Genomic DNA, 18,915 nt, shown 5'->3' with positions numbered 1-18,915 from the left:
CATGAATCGCCCATCCGCCTCAGCTACCAGGATGTGGCTGCCTCGATCTCGAGGCCGGTAGCAGGGACAGGTACTTCTTGAGCAATCTTGGATCTCTCTTCCAGAGATGTCCGGACCAGCCGGATAGCCTCGTCCTCAAGTCCCGGCGCCGACAGCCGAGCCTCCCGGTGCTGGTGGTTTCGGGCGACGCGGAGAACTTGGTCAACCGCCTTCGCACCCTGGACGCGCCACTCATCTTTCCAGGCAACCTTTCCGACTTATCGGAGGTCGTGCACGCCTTGATGCAGTTGATCGGGAGGCAACGTCCTAGCTCCGGGCTATGCAGCAAGGCGTGCCCTGCTCATGCGGAGGGTAGCAACCATGCCACTGGCGGGCCAATCGAACGTAATGGAGCCGCCAAGTTGGCCTGACATGCTTCGGGCAATCAGCTTGCTCCCGTAGCCTTCCTTGCCTTCTGGTGCTGTAACCGGCGGTCCACCTCGTTCGGTCCAGACCACCGCCACGTCATCGTGATGCTCGGTGCACCGCACGTCCAAGATGCCGCCTGCGCGCGACAGGGCGCCATATTTCACGGAGTTGGTCGCCAGTTCGTGGACAACCAGCGCAAGTGTGGTCGCCGCGGTGCCTCCAACCCATACCTCGGGCACAGACATCTGGATACGAGCGTTGGAGGCGTCGTCAGTGCTGTAGGGCGCCAGCAGCACGGCAAGCATGTCGCCCAGGGGAGCGGCCCGCTCCTCCACCTGGCCCGGGGCAGGGCGGACAAGGTCGTGGGCGCGGCCCAGCGAGGTCAGGCGCTGTGTTAGGTCGTGAGCCATTTCGGTGGTTGTGCCCGCCGAGCGTGCGGCGATCGCAGTCAGGGCGGAGGCAATGGAGAAGAGGTTCTTGACCCGGTGGCTCATCTCACCGGCCGCCATTTCCCGTGCCTCTTCAGCCTGCTTGCGCTGAGTAACGTCGAGGAAGACGCCAAACATGACGCGGCCGACGATGCCGACATCACCACCCTGACCACGGGCTGAAATCCAACGAACGGCCTTGCCCTGCAAGATGCGGAAGTCGATCTCGTAGGCACCGGTCTGACCCCGGGTGTCCTGGAAGGCTTCCCGAACCCGTTCCAGGTCTGCCGGATGGATCTGCTGGGACAACTCCTCGAAGGTGACCGTCCCCTTACGTGATACACCCCATAACTGGTGGGCACGCTCGTCAAGGGCGATCTCGTCGGAGTCGACGTTCCATGACCAGAGTGCGATCCCGGCTGCATCCGTCGCGATGCGCAAACGCTCAGCGTCCCAGACCAGGGCGCCCGATCCTTCCCATGACATTATGCGGGAGTTCCTTGCGTGCTGCCTCAGGCGGCAGAACAGTTTGCATGGCTTGTCGCAGATCCAGATAGGCAGGACCAGCCAAGGATCAGCAGTGTTGAGATCACTCCAGCTTTGTTCATCCAAAATGGGCCGGCGTCAATCGCACCCCCTGCTGGCGCGATACGGTATGGAGCGAATGGAAGGCCATCCCGCCATGAGAGGAGGACCCTTTCCCGACACGACCAGATGCGGCTGGCCGCCGGCTCATGGAGCCTACTTCAGCTTGGCGATCTGGCGAGCGATCGCGCGGGTAAGGTCGCGTATTCCCACCGGCTTCTCGCATCGTGGCAGATGGATGTAGACGGGCGGAATCGCGCTCGCCTCGTAGCCTGTTGCGAGCACCATCGGCACGCCGCGCGCGAGGAGTACGTCAACCACCGGCCAGATCGTCCTGCCTACGAGGTTCACGTCCAGCAACGCTCCGTGGATCTCATTCTCCGCCACGAGAAGATCGAGCGCCTCACCCACCGTCGAGACAGGACCAAGTACCACAGCACCAGCATCCACGAGTGCTTCGACGATCTCCTCAGCGATCATGTACTCGTCCTCAGCGACAAGAACACGGCGGTCTTGCAGACTTGCCAGCGACGAATCGGTCATGTCCGTCCATCCTCGTTCCTGAACGTGCCGGCTGGCAAGGCGATGGTGCAACGCACCCCGTCTAACGTGAACTCAAGATGCGTCTTCGCTTTGAGCTGGTAGGGCAGCGCACGGGTGATGAGCTCTGTTCCGTAACCCTGGCGCGCGGGGAGGCCGTTCGGTATCGCCACTCCGCTCTCCCGCCATTCCAACACCAGCTGTGCGGTGCTCCCGAGCCCTTCCAAACGCCAAGTGACGGACAAGTGGCCGGAAGGTTGTGCGATAGCACCGTATTTGACGGCGTTCGTCGCGAGCTCATGCAGGGCCAGGGCCATCGGCTGCACACCATCGCCCGGCAGGTTCACAGATGGTCCGTCGATGATGACCCGATCCGATGTCCCATCCCCTGCCGCGAGGAGTTCCGCATTCACAAGCTCCTGCAGCGGCACACTCCAGGCACTGCTCCGTGCCAGGAAACCCTGCACCCTGCCCATGGCAGCAAGGCGGGCATCATACTGATTGCGCCCCGGCGAGGGATCGATGCTGCGCCGGGCAACGTTGCGCACCACGGCCAGAAGATTTCTCGTGCGGTGCTGCAGCTCGGCCAGCAGCACGCCCTGCTGTCCCTGAAGGTGCTTGAGATCCTCGATATCCGTGGTGGTGCCAAGCCATTCGAGGATGCGGCCTTTGGGGTGCCCGGGCCCCGGCACGGCACGAACAGGGACCGAGCGGGTCTGGTGCCACCTCCAGGTGCCATCAGCAGCGCGGCGCACCCGGAACTCGACGTCAAGCAGGCCGTCCTTGCCGGCCTCATGCCATGCCTGCCGGGCCATCGCATGATCGTCAGGGTGGACCGCCTGCAACCAGCCCCAGTCGCGACTCTCCTCCTGCCGTTGCCCCGTGTAGTCGAGCCATTGCGGACTGGCCCAGGTCCATTTGCCCTCATTGCCGGAGCGCCAGACGAGCAGCGGAATGCCCTCCATCAGCGTGCGCAGGCGCCCCTCGCCCTCGATCAGCGCTCCCTCGACACGCTTGAGTTCGGTTATGTCGCTGGCTGCCCCGAACCACTCGGTGATTTCGCCTTGCTGGTCGAACAATGGAACCGCACGAGAATGCGTCCAGCCCACAGTTCCGTCCGCACGGCAAACACGATGCTCCAGAGCGAAAATGCCCTTCGCCCAAACCGCTTCCTGAATCGAGGTCATCACCTGTGCTTGGTCGTCCGGATGGATGTACCCGAGCATCCAGGCCTTGCTGGGTTTTGCCGTGTCGGGGAGAAAGCCTCGCCCGTCGAGCTGCTGCATCTCCGTCCAATCGGGATTCATGCGGTACACGACGTTCGAGGTCGCGGTCACCAGGGCTCGGTAGCGCTCCTCGCTCACCCGCAACCTGGCCTCGCCTTCGCGCATCTCCGCAATCTTGCGCAGGCGGCTTACCGCAGCGGCGATCAGGTTGGCGTAGCTGCGCAGGAACTTCGTGTCGTCCTCGGTGAACCGACGGGGTTTGCAACTATCCACCTGAAGGATCCCGTAAGATGGCTGATCCTTCGCGCCGATGATGATAACGTTCACCAGTGCCCGGATGCCCGCATCCCTGATGAAGGCGGCGTATTCAAACCTATCCTCGGTTTCTATGTCTTCGGAGATGACGGCCGTACCGGTCCGTAGGGCATTACCTTCGGAAGAGGTTTGATTGGCCTGAACCGTGACGTTGCCCACTATGCCGGAAGGCCAACCAACACCGGCCTTGATCAGCAAGGTGGTGCCGTCCGGCTGCAACTCCATAACCTTGGCGATGTCGGTGCCCAGTGCTTGACCCACCAAGTGGCAGGCCTCGTGCAGGATTTCGTCCAGATCGTCGGACTTAAGGGCGAGTTCTCCGAAGCGGGCCAGAACATCTCGTTGTCGGAACCATTCCTCCTCACGGATGGAAGCTGGCACGATTGTTTTTCCCCGATGTTGCGAGCGCGCGGAGGCACTTGCATGCCAATATCAAGGAAGACGGCGATCAAATGCAACTCACGACAACTGAGTCACCGCCGGAATGGCCGATGAGCACTCCAATCCCACGATCGAAGCGCTATCGATTTCGGCTCGGACTTGCTTTGGCCGAAGCTCGACTTGGCAACCAGCCCCCACAGGTTAGCGTGACAGGTGGGCACCGGCGTTGGCCTGGCCACGCCTCGACCGGCTGAGTCAGGTACCGGCGGAACGATCATTTCCGCGCTGCGCGTCCTCCAAGGAATCGAAGTAGCGCCTGACCTCCGCGGAAGCACCGCCCAGATGAAGGTAGCCCTTGTTGAAGCCTGCCAGGGCCTGCAATGCCTCGACCTTCAAAAGGCTGAGTATTCTTTGATTGATCGCGATCAGGCCCTGCTGGCGGAAGTCCTTCAGCACGCGATTCACGTGCACCGGGGTCAGGCCCAGCGTGTCGGCCAGTTCCGTCTGGGTGAGTGGGAGCCGAAACACCTCGCCATCGGTCAGACCCACAGCGGTATGCCGCCACAAGAGCTCGCACAGCATATAGGCAATGCGCCCCCTTGCATCACGTCGTCCCAGCGAGACAATGCGCTCGCGGAGCATCGCCTCCTCCTGCATCGAACTCCACCACAGCGCGGCGGAGATGCGGGGCCTGGAGCCGAACAGGCCCATGAGGCTTTCCCGCGAAATCGGTGCGACGCGCACGGGGGTGATCGTGCCGATCGAGTGATCCATTTCCTTCAGGAGAAACACGTGCATGTCGCACAGGTCCCCTGGGATCAGGAACGTCATGATCTGGCGCCTGCCATCCGGCATGTTGCGGTAGCGCATGGCCATGCCCTCCTTCAGCAGGAAGACCGAGCGCGGCACCATGCCTTCGGCGACGATGTCCACATTGGCTGGGAAGCGCTCTTCCGGGTCGGCGAGTTCGTCCAGGAGCAGCTTGTCCGCGCCCGATAGGGGCGCGAAGTGCAGGAGCTTTCTCGTCAGCGGATTGGCAGTGGGAAGCGGTACGCTCGAATACAGGGCGCGGTGCTCAGCGGCGCGGGCCATCCAACATCTCCAGCAGTGGATACGCTTCCGTGGATGAGCCAAGTCGGCGCAGCACTACACCCCTAACGGAGGATACGGGCAAAAGTCGGCGTTCCGGATCGTTTCTCAGGAAGGCGTCGGCCCGGGATCCGGAACCGCCGCTGCGGCGACGCTCTGGGCGACGGATTGCAGCAGGCCGATGGACACGATGCTGACCACCACGCTTTCGCTGACCCCGGCGATCTCCTCCTTGACCTCAACAATGCCGTCAATGGCCTCGGCCACCTGGCTCTTGAGGAGGATGCCTTTTTCGACCAGGAGAAGGGTAAGGGTCTCGCAGAGCATCAGGGCGGCTTGGCCGTGTGGGTCAGGGGTCAATGTCATTGGACACCATAACGCCGCCACCTCGTCCCAATCCCGAACTTAAATCAGTTTGCCGGGCGCTCCTTCTCGAATGGTCCTGAACCGTCGCCCAGTTGCCCGAAAAAGAGGCGGCACCGACTTAGGTGCCGCCCAGGTTCGGGATATAGAAACATCGGAGGCGAGGAGAGACGCCTCCGCAACCGGAAAACCTTAGATCAACCATCTCGCCACGAATGCTAAACTGGATTGCTTTACCGTCCGTGCTTTGAATTTTATCCTGAAAAGGCATCGGCCGCATGATCTCCGTCACGGCATCGGGATCATCGGCGAAAGTTCAGTGAAGTGGCTGGAAAACCTATACTGGATTAGCGTCCTCTGCGTCGGTTGTAGGCGAGCGTGCCGCGATGATCAGCAAACCTCCTGCCCAGATGCGCGCCTTCTGCTGCATCGAGGGCGTTTGGCAAATCCTCGCCTACTCATCCGCTGAAGACCCAGCTCCGATCTCTGCTACGTGGTCTGATCGGGACCGGCAGGAGTATGTTGTTGCCCTGGGAACAGCAAACCAGTCCTTGCGCCGAGACCTACAGGCCGCCTCGGAGCGGGCGCAGTTCCAGCTGGCCGAGATGGAACACCGGCTGAAGAACGTTCTTGCCACCGTACATGCCCTGGCGGCGCAGACCGCTTTTCCCGGCGATACAGGCGAGGCCTTCCGAACGACTTTCAGAGCACGTCTCCGGGCCCTGGCCCGCTCACCTGAGCTCATGGGGCCGGATGATTCGACGGGGGCACCGCTCACGGCCGTGGTTGGACGCTGCCTGCAGCCCTACGATGGCACCGCAGGCCGGATCACTGTTTCTGGACCCACCGTGCATCTGCCGCCCCGGGTCGTGCCGACCGTCGGACTTGCCTTCCACGAACTCGCCACCAACGCAGCGAAGTACGGCGCCTTGTCGATCCCGGAGGGACGGGTAGAGGTTACCTGGGCCTTGGAGCAGGGGACGGAGGATCAGGCGCAGGCGGTCGCGATCATCTGGCGGGAGCGCGGTGGTCCACCCGTAAAGGCCCCGGAACGCCGCGGCTTTGGCTCGCGGCTACTGGAGCAAGGCTTGGTTCAGGGATCTGGCGGCACCACGCAACTCGACTTCGCCGCCCACGGGCTGGACTGCCGCATCCGGCTGCCGCTGGCTTCCGTCCGGGATGGAACGTGATCCGGTCCCGATCCTCGTACCGAGCCAGACACAGCACCACATCGCGACTGCGCTGCCGTGATTTCCGGAGAGATGGCCTTGTCGAAAACGGTTTACACTGTGGTTCCAGCCGATGACGGCTGGGCCATCATATGCGACTCGAACCAATATGGCGGCTACAAGTCACAAGCGGGCGCGATCAAGGCGGCTATCGCAGTCGCCACAAAGCTTGGCCTCGGCGGTCACGACACGTTCGTGATGCTTCAAGGTCCGGACGGCTCGCTGGAGCAAGTGTTTGCGTCCGATCCTACGCTGCCCACCATCGACAGCATGATGGATGAACTGCGATAGAGGCCAAGGTTGAAAACAGGCAAGGAAGGCCTCACCGGCCACGGGACCGTCCAGCACAGCGGTGCGACGAGGCCGGTGCTGCGTGGCCCTGCGATGAGAGTGGTGGTGCGCCAGTAGGCGGCGCGGCGTCGACCAGGCGCTCACGCCTCGGTCTCCAGCCATGGCGGCGGATCATGTTGGTGGCAGCACCGGTCTCATCGAGGAACACGAAGCGTTCCGGGTCCATGGTGGGGTGCCACATCCGCCGGTAATGGAGGCGCCCGGGCATGTCGGCGTCCGAGGCAGTGCCTCGAACCCTGCTCGGATGCCCTCAGCCACTTTTCTGGTGTGACTGGTCGAGCCACTTCAGCATAGACCAGATCGTCATCAGCGACATCGGCACCACGCCGCGCTCGATCAGGGCCGCCCGGATCTCCGCCAGGATGATCCCCTTCCGCTTGGCCATCAGCTCGCGGAGGAACTCCTCCTGCCCGGCCAGCAGTGGCTTGCGCTGGCCGGCGATCCTGGCCGGTGCCGTACTGCCGGTCCGGCGCACCCGCCGCACCAGCTTGATCGCCGCAGACGCCCCGACGGCGAACCAGGCCGCCGCCTACCGTGCCGAGGCGCCCTCTTCAACAGCCCGGACCAGGCGCTTGCGCAGGTCCTGCGACCAAGGCGCCGTCATCACCAGCCTCGCTGCTCCATCAGCAGCGTCGATTCAGAACCGGCGGGTCCATGCAAAACGGAACTGTTCTAAAATGAGTCCAGAATGGAAGGCTCGGACAGGGGCGGCGCCTTCAAGCTTGAAGGTGCGAATTCGCTCTCCCGGCACCAAGCGAGAAAATCTTGCGGCGTCATGGGGCGGGCGAAAAGGTAGCCTTGAGCTTCATCACAACCAGCAACCTCCACCAGGGCCAAGACGTCTTTTGTTTCAACACCCTCCGCCACCACCCGGTAGCCCAGGTCGTGGGAAAGGGAGGTCATTGCCAGGATGAGCGCTCGCTGGCGTTCGTTTGTGGCCAGATCACGCACAAAGGACTGGTCGATCTTCACCACATGCGCAGGAAGCCGCTGCAAATAGGAAAGGCTGCTGTACCCGGTCCCGAAGTCATCGATGGCGAGGCGGATACCGGCGCCGGCGAGAGCCTCGAGGACCGCGAGCGCCTGCACGGCGTCGGCCATGACGCCAGTTTCTGTTACCTCAAGCTCTATGCAACTGGCTGTTAGGGAGTGTCGGGCCAGAGCATCCAGCACGCGATCGGCAAAGTCAGGCTCCTGCAGGTTCGCCGCCGACACATTAACCGAGACCTGCAGATCCAGGCCGGCCTCGCGCCAAGTCAAGATCTGCTTCAAAGCAGCATCAATCACCCAGGTTGTTGCCGCCTTGGTCATCGAGGTCTGTTCGATGACCGGCACGAACTCGCCAGGGGAGATCTCGCCGAGCTTTGGATGCTTCCAGCGCAGCAAGGCCTCCGCGCCGACGCAGGCGCCAGACGAGAGATCGACCCGTGGTTGGTACACCAATCTCAGCTGATCGGTGGATCTGAGTGCCTCGGCAAAATCGTTGATCAGGGTGAAACGGCGCTGGTGCGCCGCATCCTGTGTTGAGGAGTAGATGCCAACCTTGTTTTCCAGTCGGCGTGCGTCCTGCGCTGCGCTGTGAGCCATCCTCAGCACGTCACGGGGATGGCTCCATCCGAGCATGAAAGGTGCCACGCCAATCACCGCGGATGCCATGAAGCGGGAGTTGGACAGTTTCCGCAGGCTCTTGAGCCGCTTGGCCAAAAGGGCCGAGTAGCCGATTGCGGAAAACCCGGGCGGAGCCAGGAACGCGAACTGGGTGGCTCCCACATGGTAGGCTTTCCGTTCCACCCCGATGGCTGACCTGATCAGCCGGGCTGCCTCGGCGATCAGCTCATCCAGGTAGGAAGCGCCCATCACCCGCACCACGTCGCTCAGCTGCTCCGGGCTGGCGAGGTCGACCAGCGTGGAAAGGCGGAGGTCGCGCTCCGGCTGGTCGCGGGCAAGATCCTCCAGGTCCTCGATGAACTGAATGCGGTTCGGCATCCGGCTGAGCGGATCAACCCGGCCGAAGGCGTGCTGCAACTCAATCTGCGCCATCACCATGGCACCAAGATCGGCGAGCGACGCGAACTCCGACGAGGAGGCCTGCCTCGGCTCAGTGCCGAGAACGCACATCGCCCCCAGCGCATAGCCATCGCTGGTGATCAGCGGCGCGCCCGCATAAAAGCGCACGCCGCTCTGAGCCAAAGGACTATCGCGGTAGCAGGGATCAGCGAGCAGGTCAGGAATCACCAGAAGACTTGAACTCTCCGCAACCTGAGCACAGGGCGCCTTGTGCCGAGGTATGGACGAGTGACTGACCCCAACGCGGGACTTGAACCATTGCCGGTCACGGTCTGTCAGCGAAACAGCAGCGATCGGCAGGTCGAAAAGCTGCGCCGCCATTCGGGTAACCCGATCAAAGGCCTCGCTTGGATCGGTGTCGAGGAGGTTAAGCTGGTGCAAGGCATCCAGGCGCGCCTCTTCATTCATTGCTGACATGGATCCTTTATCTGGCGAACCTTGCAAAGATGTAAGTGCGCTCAGCAACTCCACCTGTGAGGTTTGGTAGTTGGCACCTTACAGTGGGTCACATGAGTGTCTCGGCCCGGCGGGTGAGGATGGAGTGCTACGGCACAGCCAGATTGAGGCCGAGGAGAGATCATGGAGCTGATCAGGCTCTCGACCGGGCGGAGAGCCAGACGGAACGCCAGCCGCAAGGCCAGGGCCGTGCTGACTGCCAGGGTTGAATGGAGCGATTGACTGCCGTGCGTGGTCCGGGGCTCGGCCTTCCAGGCCGCAAAGGAGAGCTTGAAGGCCTGACCCACCCCGCTCCTGACGCAAGGTGCGAAACACCTAACCGAAGCTTCCGGCGAAGCGTTCCGCCAACTTCTGGCTCCCAAAGGCTTCGGTCACCCAATCGACGAAAGCGCGCGTCTTGCCCGGCAACAGGGTCCGCGATGCGTAGTAGAGGGAGATCGCCCCTGCGTCGGCGTACCAACGTGGAACGAGCCGCACGAGGCCACCGCTTTCCAGCGCGGGCAGCGCATCGGCCGATGCCAGCATCGCGGCGCCGAGGCCGAGCAACGCGGCCTCGCGCATCGCCATGGGGTCGTTGACCACGATGGTTTCCGGGAGCGTGGCGGGCATCTCGTTCCCCGCCGCGTCCCGCATCGTCCAGCGCCGGATCCGGCCCGTCCGGGGCGCACGCATCACGATCCCCGCCAGCGACTGTAGTCCGGCAGGATCGGTGGGCGGCACGCGCCCGGCCATGTAGGCGGGCGAGGCGACGGCAACGATATGGGCCGGTGCCAGCGTGCGCGCGACGATCCCGGGAGACAGCTCGAACCCGCCGCCGATCGCGGCATCGTAGCCTTCGGCGACGAGGTCGACCGGCCGGCTCTCGAAGTGCCACTCGGGCCGGATTCGCGGATAACGCTTGAGCAGGCCAGGCAGCAAGGGCAGGACGTAGGTGAGGCCGAGCGTGGGCGGCAGGCTCACCTTCAGCGTACCGGCCGGTTCCCTGCCGCCGGTCGCCGCCTCCGCGATCGCCGCCTGGATGCCCTCGAGCCTGTCGGCAATCCCCAGGCGAAAAGCCTCGCCTGCCTCGGTCAGGACCAGGCGTCGCGTCGAGCGGTGGAACAGCCTCACGCCGAGGTTCCGCTCGAGCATGGCGACGTTGCGGCTGACCGCGACAGGGGTCAGGGACATCCGCCGCCCGGCCTCGGAAAAGCTGCCGTGCTCCGCGCTGCGCACGAAGGATTCGAGGTTGGCCAGGGATTCCACGCGGCGACCTTCAATGGATGGTTGAAAGATTGCCATCCCGGCACCGGCTAATCGAGAGGGAATTGCCGGCGCATCTTTACCCCGACGAACACGCCTTGGAGTGAAGACAATGCCACCGCTTTCCCAGCCCCTGGCCGGCAAGGTCGCCCTCGTGACCGGCGGCTCGCGCTCGATCGGTGCGGCGATCGCCCAGCGCCTCGCCGCCGATGGCGCCGCCGTGGCGCTGACCTACAGCGCTTCGCCGGACCAGGCGGCGAAGGTGGTGGCCGCGATCGAGGCAGCCGGCGGCAAGGCCATGGCCATCCAGGCCGATGCCGGCGACCCGTCGGCAGTCCGCGCCGCCGTGGCCCGAACGGTCGAGGCGCTCGGCGGCATCGACATCCTCGTCAACAACGCGGGCATGGCGATCAACGCGCCGATCGAGAACTACCGGTTCGAGGATTACGAGCGGATGCTCGCGGTCAACGTGACCGGCGTGTTCGTCGCGACGCAGGAGGCGGTCCGCCACATGGGGGCGGGCGGGCGCATCATCCACATCGGCTCGTCCATGACCCGCTACGCCGCCTTCCCGACGGCATCGGTCTACACGCTGACCAAGGGCGCCGTGACAGGGTTCAACCGCAGCCTGGCCCGCGACCTTGGCCCCAAGGGCATCACGGTGAACACCGTGCATCCCGGCCCGACCGACACGGACATGAACCCCGCGGACGGTCCGGTCGCCGCGATCGTCGGCCCGGGCATGGCGATCGGCCGCTATGGGCAGCCCGCCGAGATCGCGGGGCTCGTCGCCTACATCGCCAGCCCGGAGGCGGGTTTCGTCACCGGGGCGGACATCGTCGCCGATGGCGGCCTGACCGCCTGACCTTTCAAACCGACCCGAGCAAGGAGAACACCGTCATGCCCAGCATCGGCATCATCGGCGCCGGCAACATCGGGCGCGCCATCGCTGCCGCGCTCGCCCGCCACGGCATCGCTGCCACGCTGTCGAACAGCCGTGGGCCCGCAAGCCTGAAGGACGTCGTCGCCGGCATCGGCCCGGCGGTCGCCGCCGGCAGCCGCGAGGACGCCGCGTCGAGGGACATCGTCTTTGTCGCGGTGAACTGGTCGAAGCTGCCGGAGGCGCTCACCGGGTTGCCCGATTTCGCCGGGCGCATCGTGGTCGATGCCAACAACCCGATCGAGGCGCCGCTGTTCCGGCCCGCCGAGCTGGGCGGCCGCGCCTCGTCCGAGATCGTTGAGGAGCTCGTGCCCGGTGCGCGGCTGGTGAAGGCCTTCAACCACCTCCAGCCGCAGCTCGTCGCGGGCGATCCCGCCGCCGAGGGCGGACGGCGCGTGCTGTTCTTCTCAGGCGACGACGCCGACGCAAAGGCGCAGGTCGGCGCCCTCATCGAGCGGCTCGGCTTCTTCGGGATCGATCTCGGGCCGCTCGCCCTCGGCGCCCGGCTCGTCCAGTTCCCGGGTGGCCCCTTGCCGACGCTCAACCTGGTTCGGTTCGGCTGACAGGGGCTTCCGGCGCCACCGTTGCAGCACCCTCGGGGATGGCTGCGAGAGCTCAAGGAGGCTCTTTGTTCGATCTTGAGGACCTGCGGACCTTTGTCAAAGTCGCGGATGCCGGCGGCGTGTCGCCGGCCGCGGCGCGGCTCGGCCTTGCCAAGTCGATCGTGAGCCGAAGGCTGCTCCGGCTCGAGCGGCAGCTCGGCGCGCAGCTGCTCGTGCGCACCACGCGGGGTTCGTCGCTGACGGAAGCCGGGATGACCTTCCGCGAGCATGCCTTGCGGGCCTGCGCGGAGATGGATCTCGCCTGGAATGCGCTCCGCCCCGATGGGGAGGTGCGGGGCCAGCTTCGCCTTGCGCTGCCCGTCACCTTCGGCTCGACGCATGTCGCGCCGGTGCTTGCCGAACTCGCGAGGCAGCACCCGCTGCTGCAGGTGCACGCGTCCTACAGCGATGCCTTCGTCGACCTCGTCGCAGAGGGTTTCGACGCCGCGGTTCGCGTCGGCTATCTGCGGGATTCCAGCCTCGTGACCCGTCAGATCGCCCCGATCCGGGGCAAGGTGCTCGCCAGCCCCGGCTACATCGAGCGCCACGGCGCCCCGAAGTTCCTGGCGGAGCTGGCGGATCATGAGGCGCTCATGCAGGGTTCCGAGACCTGGCGGCTGCTCGACGGCCAGAAAGTGGTCACGATCCACCCGACGGGCCGGTTCAAGGCGGACAGCGCGGCGGCGCTCGCAGCGGCCGCCTGCGCCGGGCTCGGCCTCGCCTATCTCCCGGACTTCGTCACCGACCCTTTCGTGGCCTCCGGCACCCTGGTGCCGGTCCTGACGCAGCATCCGGTGCCACCGGGCGGGATCCATGTCGTCAGGGCGCCTGGGGCCTATTCATCGCGAAAAGTACAGGCGCTGACCGATGCGCTCACGGCAGCCTTCGGCGATGCGCAGTCCGGCGAAGCCTTCGACGTCGCCGCGTGAAGCGTCGGGCGCGATGCCCGCCATCGGCGTTCCCCGTCATGCGACACAGTTCTCCGCTTGGCGCGGCTACCCTCCCGCCCTCTCAGGTGACCCGATAACAGTGGTGGAGCCGCGATCCGCTCCGCCTCGGATGAATGAACGGAGAGCGACGATGACGGAACAAGGCGTGTTCAGGTACGAGGATACGGCACTGGTGGTGATCGACTACCAGCAGGAGATGTTCGACCAGATCCGGTCCGAGACGCCGGCCGAGCTGGTCGACCTGAACATTCGCTTCCTGATCAGGACGGCAAAGGCCTTCGGCATGCCGATCGTGCTCTCGACCGTGGGGGTCGAGCTCGGGGTGAACGGCCCGACCAAGTCCTCCATTCTGGCGGAGCTTCCGGGCATGCGGGAGATCGACCGCTCCTCCATGAACGCCTGGGAAGACGAGGCCTTCCGCGAAGCGGTGCGCGCGACGGGTCGCAAGCGGCTCCTGGTCGGCGCGCTGTTCACGGAAATCTGCCTCGCCTTCCCCACGGTGGAAATGCTGCGCGACGGCTACGACGTGGCCTTTCCGGCCGATGCGGTCGGCGGGCTGTCGCAGATCGCGCATGCGACGGCCATCCAGCGCCTGGTGCAAGCCGGGGCCGTTCCCACCACGGCGCTCGCGTTCGGCACCGAACTGTTCCGGGACTGGAAGTCGCCCGTCGCCGACAAGGCCCGCGAGCTGGTCAAAGGCTATCTGTCCGACCTTCCGGGCGTGACGAGTCCGCATGTCGAGGGTGCCTGAGCGCGTTCATAAGGAACCAGCCTGCATGCCCCACAGCATCCCGACGCTTCTGACGCGCAACCTCCACGAGGTCTTCGGCCAAGACGATCCCGGGCGCCGCCGGGCCACCATCGATGAAATCTTCACGGAGGACGCCGTGTTCCACGAGCCCGAAGCTGTTCATCGGGGGCGCGACGAAATTGCCCAGATCGCTGGCGAAATCCGGGCGGCTCAGCCCGGCCTGCAGTACACGATCCTTCGCCCCGTCGAGGAGATGCATGGCACGGTCGGTCGCATCCAATGGGTCGCGGGCCGTCCGGGCGAGGCCCCGGCTCATGCGGGAACGGACGTCATGCTCATCCGCGATGGCCGCATCGCCGCCATCTACCTTTTCTTCGACCCTCTTCCCGGATGAGGCATCTTGCCCACCCAGGTGGCCCGGTCGGGAGAAGCGCAGGGCAGTCGGCATCGGTGTGGTATGGCGACGCCGGCGCTTCGGTACTTCTTCATGTCGGGGCAGCAAGTTCGGGGTATCCCCACGGCACACCAGACGCAAAGCAGGGTCGAAGCCTTCGCTGGGTGGCGGAGGGCAATGGATACAGCCTGGTGGGTGCCCCACCTTCCAACGTTATCCCGCTGTGTCATTTTGTTTGATCGTCTTGGCGTGAGTCTGTTGCGCCAGCCAGCATGGCGATCCGCCCGAGGTCGGATGGTGACCAATCGATGCCCAAGCCGAGGTTCCGGGCAACGAACGGGCGGAGTACGCTGCGGCCTCGCGCAGGCGTGGCAGCCTGACCGTTTGGCTTAGGCAGGCTCGGGAGATCGACGGACGAGACATGCGGGTCGAAGCCACCTTTATCGCCAGGCTGTTCCAGCCCGCTGCCTGATCCGCCTGCGATCCAGACTGCGTGCGGGCCGAGGAGATGTCTCCGAGGCGCCTGATCAGGGCAACAGCCGTTCGGGCCGGCCAAGGGGACCGGATGATCGGGCAAACAACCAACGCTCCTCGGCCAGGGGGGAGCGCGTCAAACAACCTCCCTCTTGGATTGCGAGAGCATGGAGAAGGCCGTTTGGAGCCGCAGCCCGGCCGCCAGGGCCTCCACATCGGCCGCAGCATTGCTGTTGGGGTGCCGCGTGAGCAGCAGGGTCTGGCGACGGATGGTGTCCCGCACGCGCTCGTCGCGCCGCACCACGCCGGAGAGGGGGATCTCACGCCCGAGAAAGGTGGCACAGGCGCGCTGCAGGGTCGCCGCGGTTCGGCTTCCCTGCGCCGCATCGGTTGCCTGGTTGACCACAAGCCGGGCGTCGCCGCCGGGCTTGTCCGTGGCATGCAGCTTGAGGACGGCATAGGCGTCCGTCAGGCTGGTCGGCTCGTCCGTCGCCACCACCAGCAGAATGTCCGCGCTGGCAGCCAGCCGCCGCGTCGGGGGCGCCAGGCCAGCACCCAGGTCGAGGATCACCACATCCCAGAAGGCTGCGCTGTCCCGCATCAGGGTGTTCACCTGCTCCACCCGTTCCGGCGACATGGCCGCCAGGGCACCGCTGCCGGACCGGCCGGCCAGCACATCGAAGCCGCCTTCCGCGTGCCGCGAGACCGCCTGGCGCAGCGTCAGCTTTCCGGTCAGCACCGCGTGCAGGTCCCGTTCCGGCTGCAGGCCCAGTTGCACGTCCACATTGGCCAGCCCGAGATCGGCATCCACCAGCAGCACCTGGAGCCCAAGGCGCGAGAGCGCCTGGGAGAGCGTGATGGACAGCCAGGTCTTGCCGACGCCGCCCTTCCCGGAAGCGACCGCGATGATGCGCCCGGAGGGCAGCAGGCTGGCAGCAGCGGCGTCACTCATCGGTCGGGGTCTCCGTTCTGCGTCACGGCCTCAAAGCGGAGCAATCCGTTCTGGCGCGGCTCTTCAGGCTTGGCTGCACTCGTGGGGGAAGATGGGCTTGCCCGCGGCGGCGCATGGGTCTGACGCCGCAGGCGCTCGGCCAGCCAGTCGGGGGAAAGCGCCATCAACCCCTCCGTGATGAGGTTGCTGGCCCCACCCTCGGACAGGACCAGATCCGCCGCGGCGGCGGCCGAGATGATGCCGCCCAGCCGGCGGGTGGCTTCGAGGCGCGTGGGAACCAGATGAGTGGCGCCCAGGGCACGGAAGGCGCGGCCCAGCTCGCTCGCCTCCGCGGGATCGAGACCGCAGGGCATGACGAGCGCCACGTTCGCGCGCGTTGTGGCGATCAGGGTGAGAAGGAGGCGCGCCTGATCGGCGTCGAAAGGGTCCATGCCCGAGGTGTCGATCAACACCGCGCCGCCGGGCGGCCGCAGGGCGATCGCCTGCAGGGCGGCGGCCGGGTTCCGGGCCTGGGCCAGATGAGCCTTCAGAAGCTCGGCCACGCCCGTCAGCTGCTCGGCGGCACCTGGCCTCTGCTGGTCGGTGTTGACGATCAGGGGCGGTTCGCCGCCGCCCAGCACGTGCCGCGCCGCCAGCTTCATCGTGGTCAACGTCTTGCCGGCGCCGGGCGGGCCGGCCAGCAGCAAGGGGCGGGATCCCAACTCGGGCAGGCGCCCGAACCGCAGCGTTGCCGACAGCATGGCCTCGAGCGGCCCGCCGAGCAGCCGGGTGCGGAGTTCCTCGGGAATGCCATGGAAGCCGAGCGCGGCCGCTTCTCCGTCCTTTTGCCCCGGGCCTGCGGAAAGCTCCCGCATCGCCCGTCTGGGCAGCTCCGCCTCGGTCGGCCCCAGGTCAAAACCTCCTGGCGCGGAGATCGGGAGAGCAGGCGACAGCGGCTCCTCGGGTGGGTCCGTTTCCAACCCGCCCGTTGCCTGGAAGCCGCCCGCGACGCGCCGCGAGGAAAGCAGGACCGCGTTCGGTCCGAGCTCCTCGGTCAGCATCCGCATGGCTTCCGGCATCGTGCGGGCATGGACTACACGGACGCGCATGACCGGACCTCAGATGCTCCCGAGGATGCGGATCTGCGCGCGCGGGTGGATCTCGGCCTGGGCCAGGACCGGGGTGGAGGGCCTGAAGCGTTCCACGATCGAGCGCACCTGCGGGCGGATCCCGCCGGAGCAAACGAGGGCGGGCATGTCCCCCCCTGCGGCCGCGGTGTCCAGGACCCGGCGCACCTTTTGCACGAACTCCGAAACCCGGGTGGGTGGCATCGCGAGCTGCCTGTCCTCCGCAGGGCCTACCAGGGACTCGGCGAATGCCGCCTCCCATTCCGCGCTCAGCGTCAGCAAGGGCACTTCGCCACGCGGCCCACGCAGCGCATCCGTGATCTGGCGCGCCAGCCGCGCCCTCACGATGCCCACGATCCCCGCCAGGGCGCGCCCGCCACCTGCCGTTGCTTCCTGGATGCCTTCCAGGATCGTCGGCAGGTCGCGGATGGAAACGCGCTCCGCCAGGAGGGACTGCAACACCCGCTGCACCGTGCCGATGCTGACCTGCGCCGGAATGATGTCGGACACCAGGCGGCGCTGCTCCTCCGGCAGGCCGTCGAGCAACCGGCGCGTCTCGGAGTAGGACAGCAGCTCCGCCATGTTCTCGCGCACGACCTCGGTCAGGTGGGTAGCCACCACGCCGGCGGCATCCACAACAGTGCCTCCACGTGCCAGCGCCTGCTCGCGCTGGCTTTCCTCGATCCATACCGCAGGCAAACCGAACGCCGGCTCGGTGCAGCGCTCGCCCGGAAGGTCCACCAGGGCATCGCCCGCGTCAATCGCCAGAAGCATGGGTGGCTTCAGCTCGCCGCGTGCGGCCTCGACCTCCTTGACCTTCACCACGTAGGTGTTGGGGCCGAGCTGCATGTTGTCCTGCACCCGCACGCTGGGAAGCACAAAGCCCATCTCGGTCGCGATGGCACGACGCAGCGCGCGGATCTGCTCCGTCAGCTGCGGCGCGTCGCCCGAGGCCAGGGAAAGCAGCCCGTAGCCGATCTCCAGCCGCAGCATGTCCATCCGCAGCGCCTCGGCCACCGGGGCGTCGTCCGTTGCCGCCGCCTCGGCCGCCGAGGGGGTGGCGGGCGCATCCGCGGCGGCGATCGCGGCCTTGCGGCGGTTCCAGGCGATGGCGCCGGCGGCTCCCGCCAGAGCCAGGAAGGGCAGCGCCGGCATGCCCGGCATCAGCGCCATGACGGCGGCCGCGCCGGCGGCGACCGCGAGCGGCTTGGGGCTGGTGCCGAGCTGACCGGCGATGAGCTGGTCCGCGCGCCCATCCGCATTGCCCTTGGTGACGACGATGCCGGCCGCCACCGAGGTCAGCAGCGAGGGAAGCTGGGTGACCAGGCCATCTCCGACCGTCAGGGTGGAGAAGGCCTCGATCGCGTCACCGAAGCTCATGCCGTGCCGGCCGATGCCGATCGCCAGCCCGCCCAGGAGGTTCACGAAGGTCACGATCAGGCCGGCGACGGCATCGCCGCGCACGAACTTGGCGGCGCCGTCCATGGCGCCGAAGAAGCCGCTTTCCTCTTCCAGCTCCCGGCGGCGGCGCTTGGCCTCCGCCTCGTCGATGGTGCCGGACGAGAGATCGGCGTCGATGGCCATCTGCTTGCCGGGCATCGCGTCCAGGCTGAAGCGCGCGGACACCTCGGCGATGCGGCCCGAGCCCTTGGTGACCACCATGAAGTTGACGACCAGGAGGATCGCGAAGACGACAAAGCCGACCAGCACGTCCCCACCCATGAGGAAGTTGCCGAAGGCGGCGATCACCCCGCCCGCCGAAGCCGGCCCCTCATGACCGTGGGTCAGCACCAGGCGTGTTGTCGCGACGTTGAGCGCAAGGCGCAGCAGCGTGGTGAGCAGCAGGATGGTGGGGAAGCTGGTGAAGTCGAGCGGCCGCTGCAGCAGCAGGGCCACCACCAGCACCAGCACGGAGGCGGTGACGGAGATGGCGAGGCCGAAATCGAGGATCACGGTCGGCAGGGGCACCAGCATGATGCCGATCACGGCCACCACGCCGAGGGCGAGCGCGATGTCGCTGCCCGGGTTGAACCGGCGCAGCCCCGCCGGAAGGTTCATGCCTTGGG

18 protein-coding genes and 1 pseudogene are annotated in these 18,915 nt (G+C 66.0%); 7 read left to right on the top strand and 12 right to left on the bottom strand.

Going from position 1 to position 18,915, the window contains the following annotated elements; all coding sequences use genetic code 11:
• Positions 1 to 317 precede the first annotated feature (317 nt).
• The 5 genes from ACFFIC_RS14140 to ACFFIC_RS14120 all read right to left on the bottom strand — a co-directional run bounded on the left by ACFFIC_RS14140 (position 318) and on the right by ACFFIC_RS14120 (position 5,299).
• Positions 318 to 1,322: a sensor histidine kinase gene (locus ACFFIC_RS14140; RefSeq protein ID WP_377051370.1), complete on the bottom strand. Its 1,005-nt coding sequence runs from the start codon at positions 1,320 to 1,322 to the stop codon at positions 318 to 320.
• A 255-nt stretch (positions 1,323 to 1,577) separates the two neighbouring features.
• Complete coding sequence (locus tag ACFFIC_RS14135; protein WP_377051368.1) at positions 1,578 to 1,964, bottom strand: response regulator; 387 nt, start codon at positions 1,962 to 1,964, stop codon at positions 1,578 to 1,580.
• Complete coding sequence (locus tag ACFFIC_RS14130; protein WP_377051366.1) at positions 1,961 to 3,883, bottom strand: PAS domain-containing protein; 1,923 nt, start codon at positions 3,881 to 3,883, stop codon at positions 1,961 to 1,963. The genes ACFFIC_RS14135 and ACFFIC_RS14130 overlap by 4 nt, the downstream gene beginning before the upstream one ends.
• Before the next feature lie 255 nt (positions 3,884 to 4,138).
• Positions 4,139 to 4,975, bottom strand: a complete 837-nt coding sequence (locus ACFFIC_RS14125; protein ID WP_377051364.1) for a Crp/Fnr family transcriptional regulator — start codon at positions 4,973 to 4,975, stop codon at positions 4,139 to 4,141.
• A 105-nt stretch (positions 4,976 to 5,080) separates the two neighbouring features.
• Complete coding sequence (locus ACFFIC_RS14120; protein WP_377051362.1) at positions 5,081 to 5,299, bottom strand: hypothetical protein; 219 nt, start codon at positions 5,297 to 5,299, stop codon at positions 5,081 to 5,083.
• A 422-nt stretch (positions 5,300 to 5,721) separates the two neighbouring features.
• Here ACFFIC_RS14120 and ACFFIC_RS14115 point away from each other — a divergent pair, with 422 nt between their 5' ends.
• Together ACFFIC_RS14115 and ACFFIC_RS14110 are read left to right on the top strand one after the other, a co-directional pair.
• Positions 5,722 to 6,525, top strand: a complete 804-nt coding sequence (locus ACFFIC_RS14115) for a sensor histidine kinase (RefSeq protein ID WP_377051360.1) — start codon at positions 5,722 to 5,724, stop codon at positions 6,523 to 6,525.
• 78 nt (positions 6,526 to 6,603) lie between these two features.
• A complete protein-coding gene (locus ACFFIC_RS14110) occupies positions 6,604 to 6,855 on the top strand; it encodes a hypothetical protein (RefSeq protein ID WP_377051401.1) in 252 nt (83 codons plus the stop codon).
• A gap of 18 nt (positions 6,856 to 6,873) precedes the next feature.
• Here the strand turns inward: ACFFIC_RS14110 and ACFFIC_RS14105 are convergent.
• The 4 genes and pseudogenes from ACFFIC_RS14105 to ACFFIC_RS14090 all read right to left on the bottom strand — a co-directional run.
• A pseudogene (locus ACFFIC_RS14105) lies at positions 6,874 to 7,081 on the bottom strand (IS630 family transposase); the annotation flags it as partial.
• Positions 7,082 to 7,165: 84 nt separating this feature from the next.
• A complete protein-coding gene (locus tag ACFFIC_RS14100) occupies positions 7,166 to 7,399 on the bottom strand; it encodes a hypothetical protein (RefSeq protein WP_377051358.1) in 234 nt (77 codons plus the stop codon).
• 188 nt (positions 7,400 to 7,587) lie between these two features.
• Positions 7,588 to 9,390, bottom strand: coding sequence for a sensor domain-containing phosphodiesterase (locus ACFFIC_RS14095; protein ID WP_377051356.1), 1,803 nt, complete (start codon positions 9,388 to 9,390; stop codon positions 7,588 to 7,590).
• A gap of 363 nt (positions 9,391 to 9,753) precedes the next feature.
• Positions 9,754 to 10,719 carry a LysR family transcriptional regulator gene (locus ACFFIC_RS14090; RefSeq protein WP_377051397.1) on the bottom strand — a complete coding sequence of 322 codons (966 nt, stop codon included), beginning with the start codon at positions 10,717 to 10,719 and terminating at the stop codon, positions 9,754 to 9,756.
• 73 nt (positions 10,720 to 10,792) lie between these two features.
• On the opposite strand from ACFFIC_RS14090, the gene ACFFIC_RS14085 reads away from it, so the two are divergent.
• From ACFFIC_RS14085 to ACFFIC_RS14065, 5 genes are all read left to right on the top strand, one after another.
• Entirely contained in the window at positions 10,793 to 11,545 is a 753-nt protein-coding gene (locus ACFFIC_RS14085; protein ID WP_377051354.1) for a 3-oxoacyl-ACP reductase family protein, read from the top strand.
• A gap of 35 nt (positions 11,546 to 11,580) precedes the next feature.
• Complete coding sequence (locus ACFFIC_RS14080; RefSeq protein WP_377051352.1) at positions 11,581 to 12,183, top strand: NADPH-dependent F420 reductase; 603 nt, start codon at positions 11,581 to 11,583, stop codon at positions 12,181 to 12,183.
• A 65-nt stretch (positions 12,184 to 12,248) separates the two neighbouring features.
• A complete protein-coding gene (locus tag ACFFIC_RS14075; RefSeq protein WP_377051350.1) occupies positions 12,249 to 13,151 on the top strand; it encodes a LysR family transcriptional regulator in 903 nt (300 codons plus the stop codon).
• Between the two features lie 193 nt (positions 13,152 to 13,344).
• Positions 13,345 to 13,923 carry an isochorismatase family protein gene (locus tag ACFFIC_RS14070; RefSeq protein ID WP_377051348.1) on the top strand — a complete coding sequence of 193 codons (579 nt, stop codon included), beginning with the start codon at positions 13,345 to 13,347 and terminating at the stop codon, positions 13,921 to 13,923.
• Between the two features lie 25 nt (positions 13,924 to 13,948).
• Positions 13,949 to 14,317, top strand: coding sequence for a nuclear transport factor 2 family protein (locus tag ACFFIC_RS14065; RefSeq protein WP_377051346.1), 369 nt, complete (start codon positions 13,949 to 13,951; stop codon positions 14,315 to 14,317).
• A 610-nt stretch (positions 14,318 to 14,927) separates the two neighbouring features.
• Here the strand turns inward: ACFFIC_RS14065 and ACFFIC_RS14060 are convergent.
• Genes ACFFIC_RS14060 through flhA form a run of 3 tightly spaced genes read right to left on the bottom strand, consistent with a single transcriptional unit; the run spans position 14,928 to position 18,907 of the window.
• Positions 14,928 to 15,743, bottom strand: coding sequence for a nucleotide-binding protein (locus tag ACFFIC_RS14060; protein WP_377051344.1), 816 nt, complete (start codon positions 15,741 to 15,743; stop codon positions 14,928 to 14,930).
• Positions 15,740 to 16,831 carry a flagellar biosynthesis protein FlhF gene (locus ACFFIC_RS14055; protein ID WP_377051342.1) on the bottom strand — a complete coding sequence of 364 codons (1,092 nt, stop codon included), beginning with the start codon at positions 16,829 to 16,831 and terminating at the stop codon, positions 15,740 to 15,742. Before ACFFIC_RS14055 ends, ACFFIC_RS14060 begins: the two co-directional genes overlap by 4 nt.
• A 9-nt stretch (positions 16,832 to 16,840) precedes the next feature.
• On the bottom strand, positions 16,841 to 18,907 hold the full coding sequence (flhA, locus tag ACFFIC_RS14050) for a flagellar biosynthesis protein FlhA (protein WP_408906652.1): 2,067 nt from the start codon (positions 18,905 to 18,907) through the stop codon (positions 16,841 to 16,843).
• Positions 18,908 to 18,915 lie beyond the last annotated feature (8 nt).

The organism is Muricoccus vinaceus (genome assembly GCF_042433125.1).
In the GTDB taxonomy this organism is placed as follows: domain Bacteria; phylum Pseudomonadota; class Alphaproteobacteria; order Acetobacterales; family Acetobacteraceae; genus Roseomonas; species Roseomonas vinacea.
This window is presented reverse-complemented; position numbering and strand designations above follow the sequence as displayed.

Bases quoted from the DNA above. Each gene is read 5' to 3' on its own strand.
- ACFFIC_RS14140 (WP_377051370.1), bottom strand. From the start codon at position 1,322: ATGTCATGGGAAGGATCGGGCGCCCTGGTCTGGGACGCTGAGCGTTTG.
- ACFFIC_RS14135 (WP_377051368.1), bottom strand. From the start codon at position 1,964: ATGACCGATTCGTCGCTGGCAAGTCTGCAAGACCGCCGTGTTCTTGTC.
- ACFFIC_RS14125 (WP_377051364.1), bottom strand. From the start codon at position 4,975: ATGGCCCGCGCCGCTGAGCACCGCGCCCTGTATTCGAGCGTACCGCTT.
- ACFFIC_RS14120 (WP_377051362.1), bottom strand. From the start codon at position 5,299: ATGCTCTGCGAGACCCTTACCCTTCTCCTGGTCGAAAAAGGCATCCTC.
- ACFFIC_RS14115 (WP_377051360.1), top strand. From the start codon at position 5,722: ATGATCAGCAAACCTCCTGCCCAGATGCGCGCCTTCTGCTGCATCGAG.
- ACFFIC_RS14095 (WP_377051356.1), bottom strand. From the start codon at position 9,390: ATGAATGAAGAGGCGCGCCTGGATGCCTTGCACCAGCTTAACCTCCTC.
- ACFFIC_RS14090 (WP_377051397.1), bottom strand. From the start codon at position 10,719: ATGGCAATCTTTCAACCATCCATTGAAGGTCGCCGCGTGGAATCCCTG.
- ACFFIC_RS14085 (WP_377051354.1), top strand. From the start codon at position 10,793: ATGCCACCGCTTTCCCAGCCCCTGGCCGGCAAGGTCGCCCTCGTGACC.
- ACFFIC_RS14080 (WP_377051352.1), top strand. From the start codon at position 11,581: ATGCCCAGCATCGGCATCATCGGCGCCGGCAACATCGGGCGCGCCATC.
- ACFFIC_RS14065 (WP_377051346.1), top strand. From the start codon at position 13,949: ATGCCCCACAGCATCCCGACGCTTCTGACGCGCAACCTCCACGAGGTC.
- ACFFIC_RS14060 (WP_377051344.1), bottom strand. From the start codon at position 15,743: ATGAGTGACGCCGCTGCTGCCAGCCTGCTGCCCTCCGGGCGCATCATC.
- ACFFIC_RS14055 (WP_377051342.1), bottom strand. From the start codon at position 16,831: ATGCGCGTCCGTGTAGTCCATGCCCGCACGATGCCGGAAGCCATGCGG.
- flhA (WP_408906652.1), bottom strand. From the start codon at position 18,907: ATGAACCTTCCGGCGGGGCTGCGCCGGTTCAACCCGGGCAGCGACATC.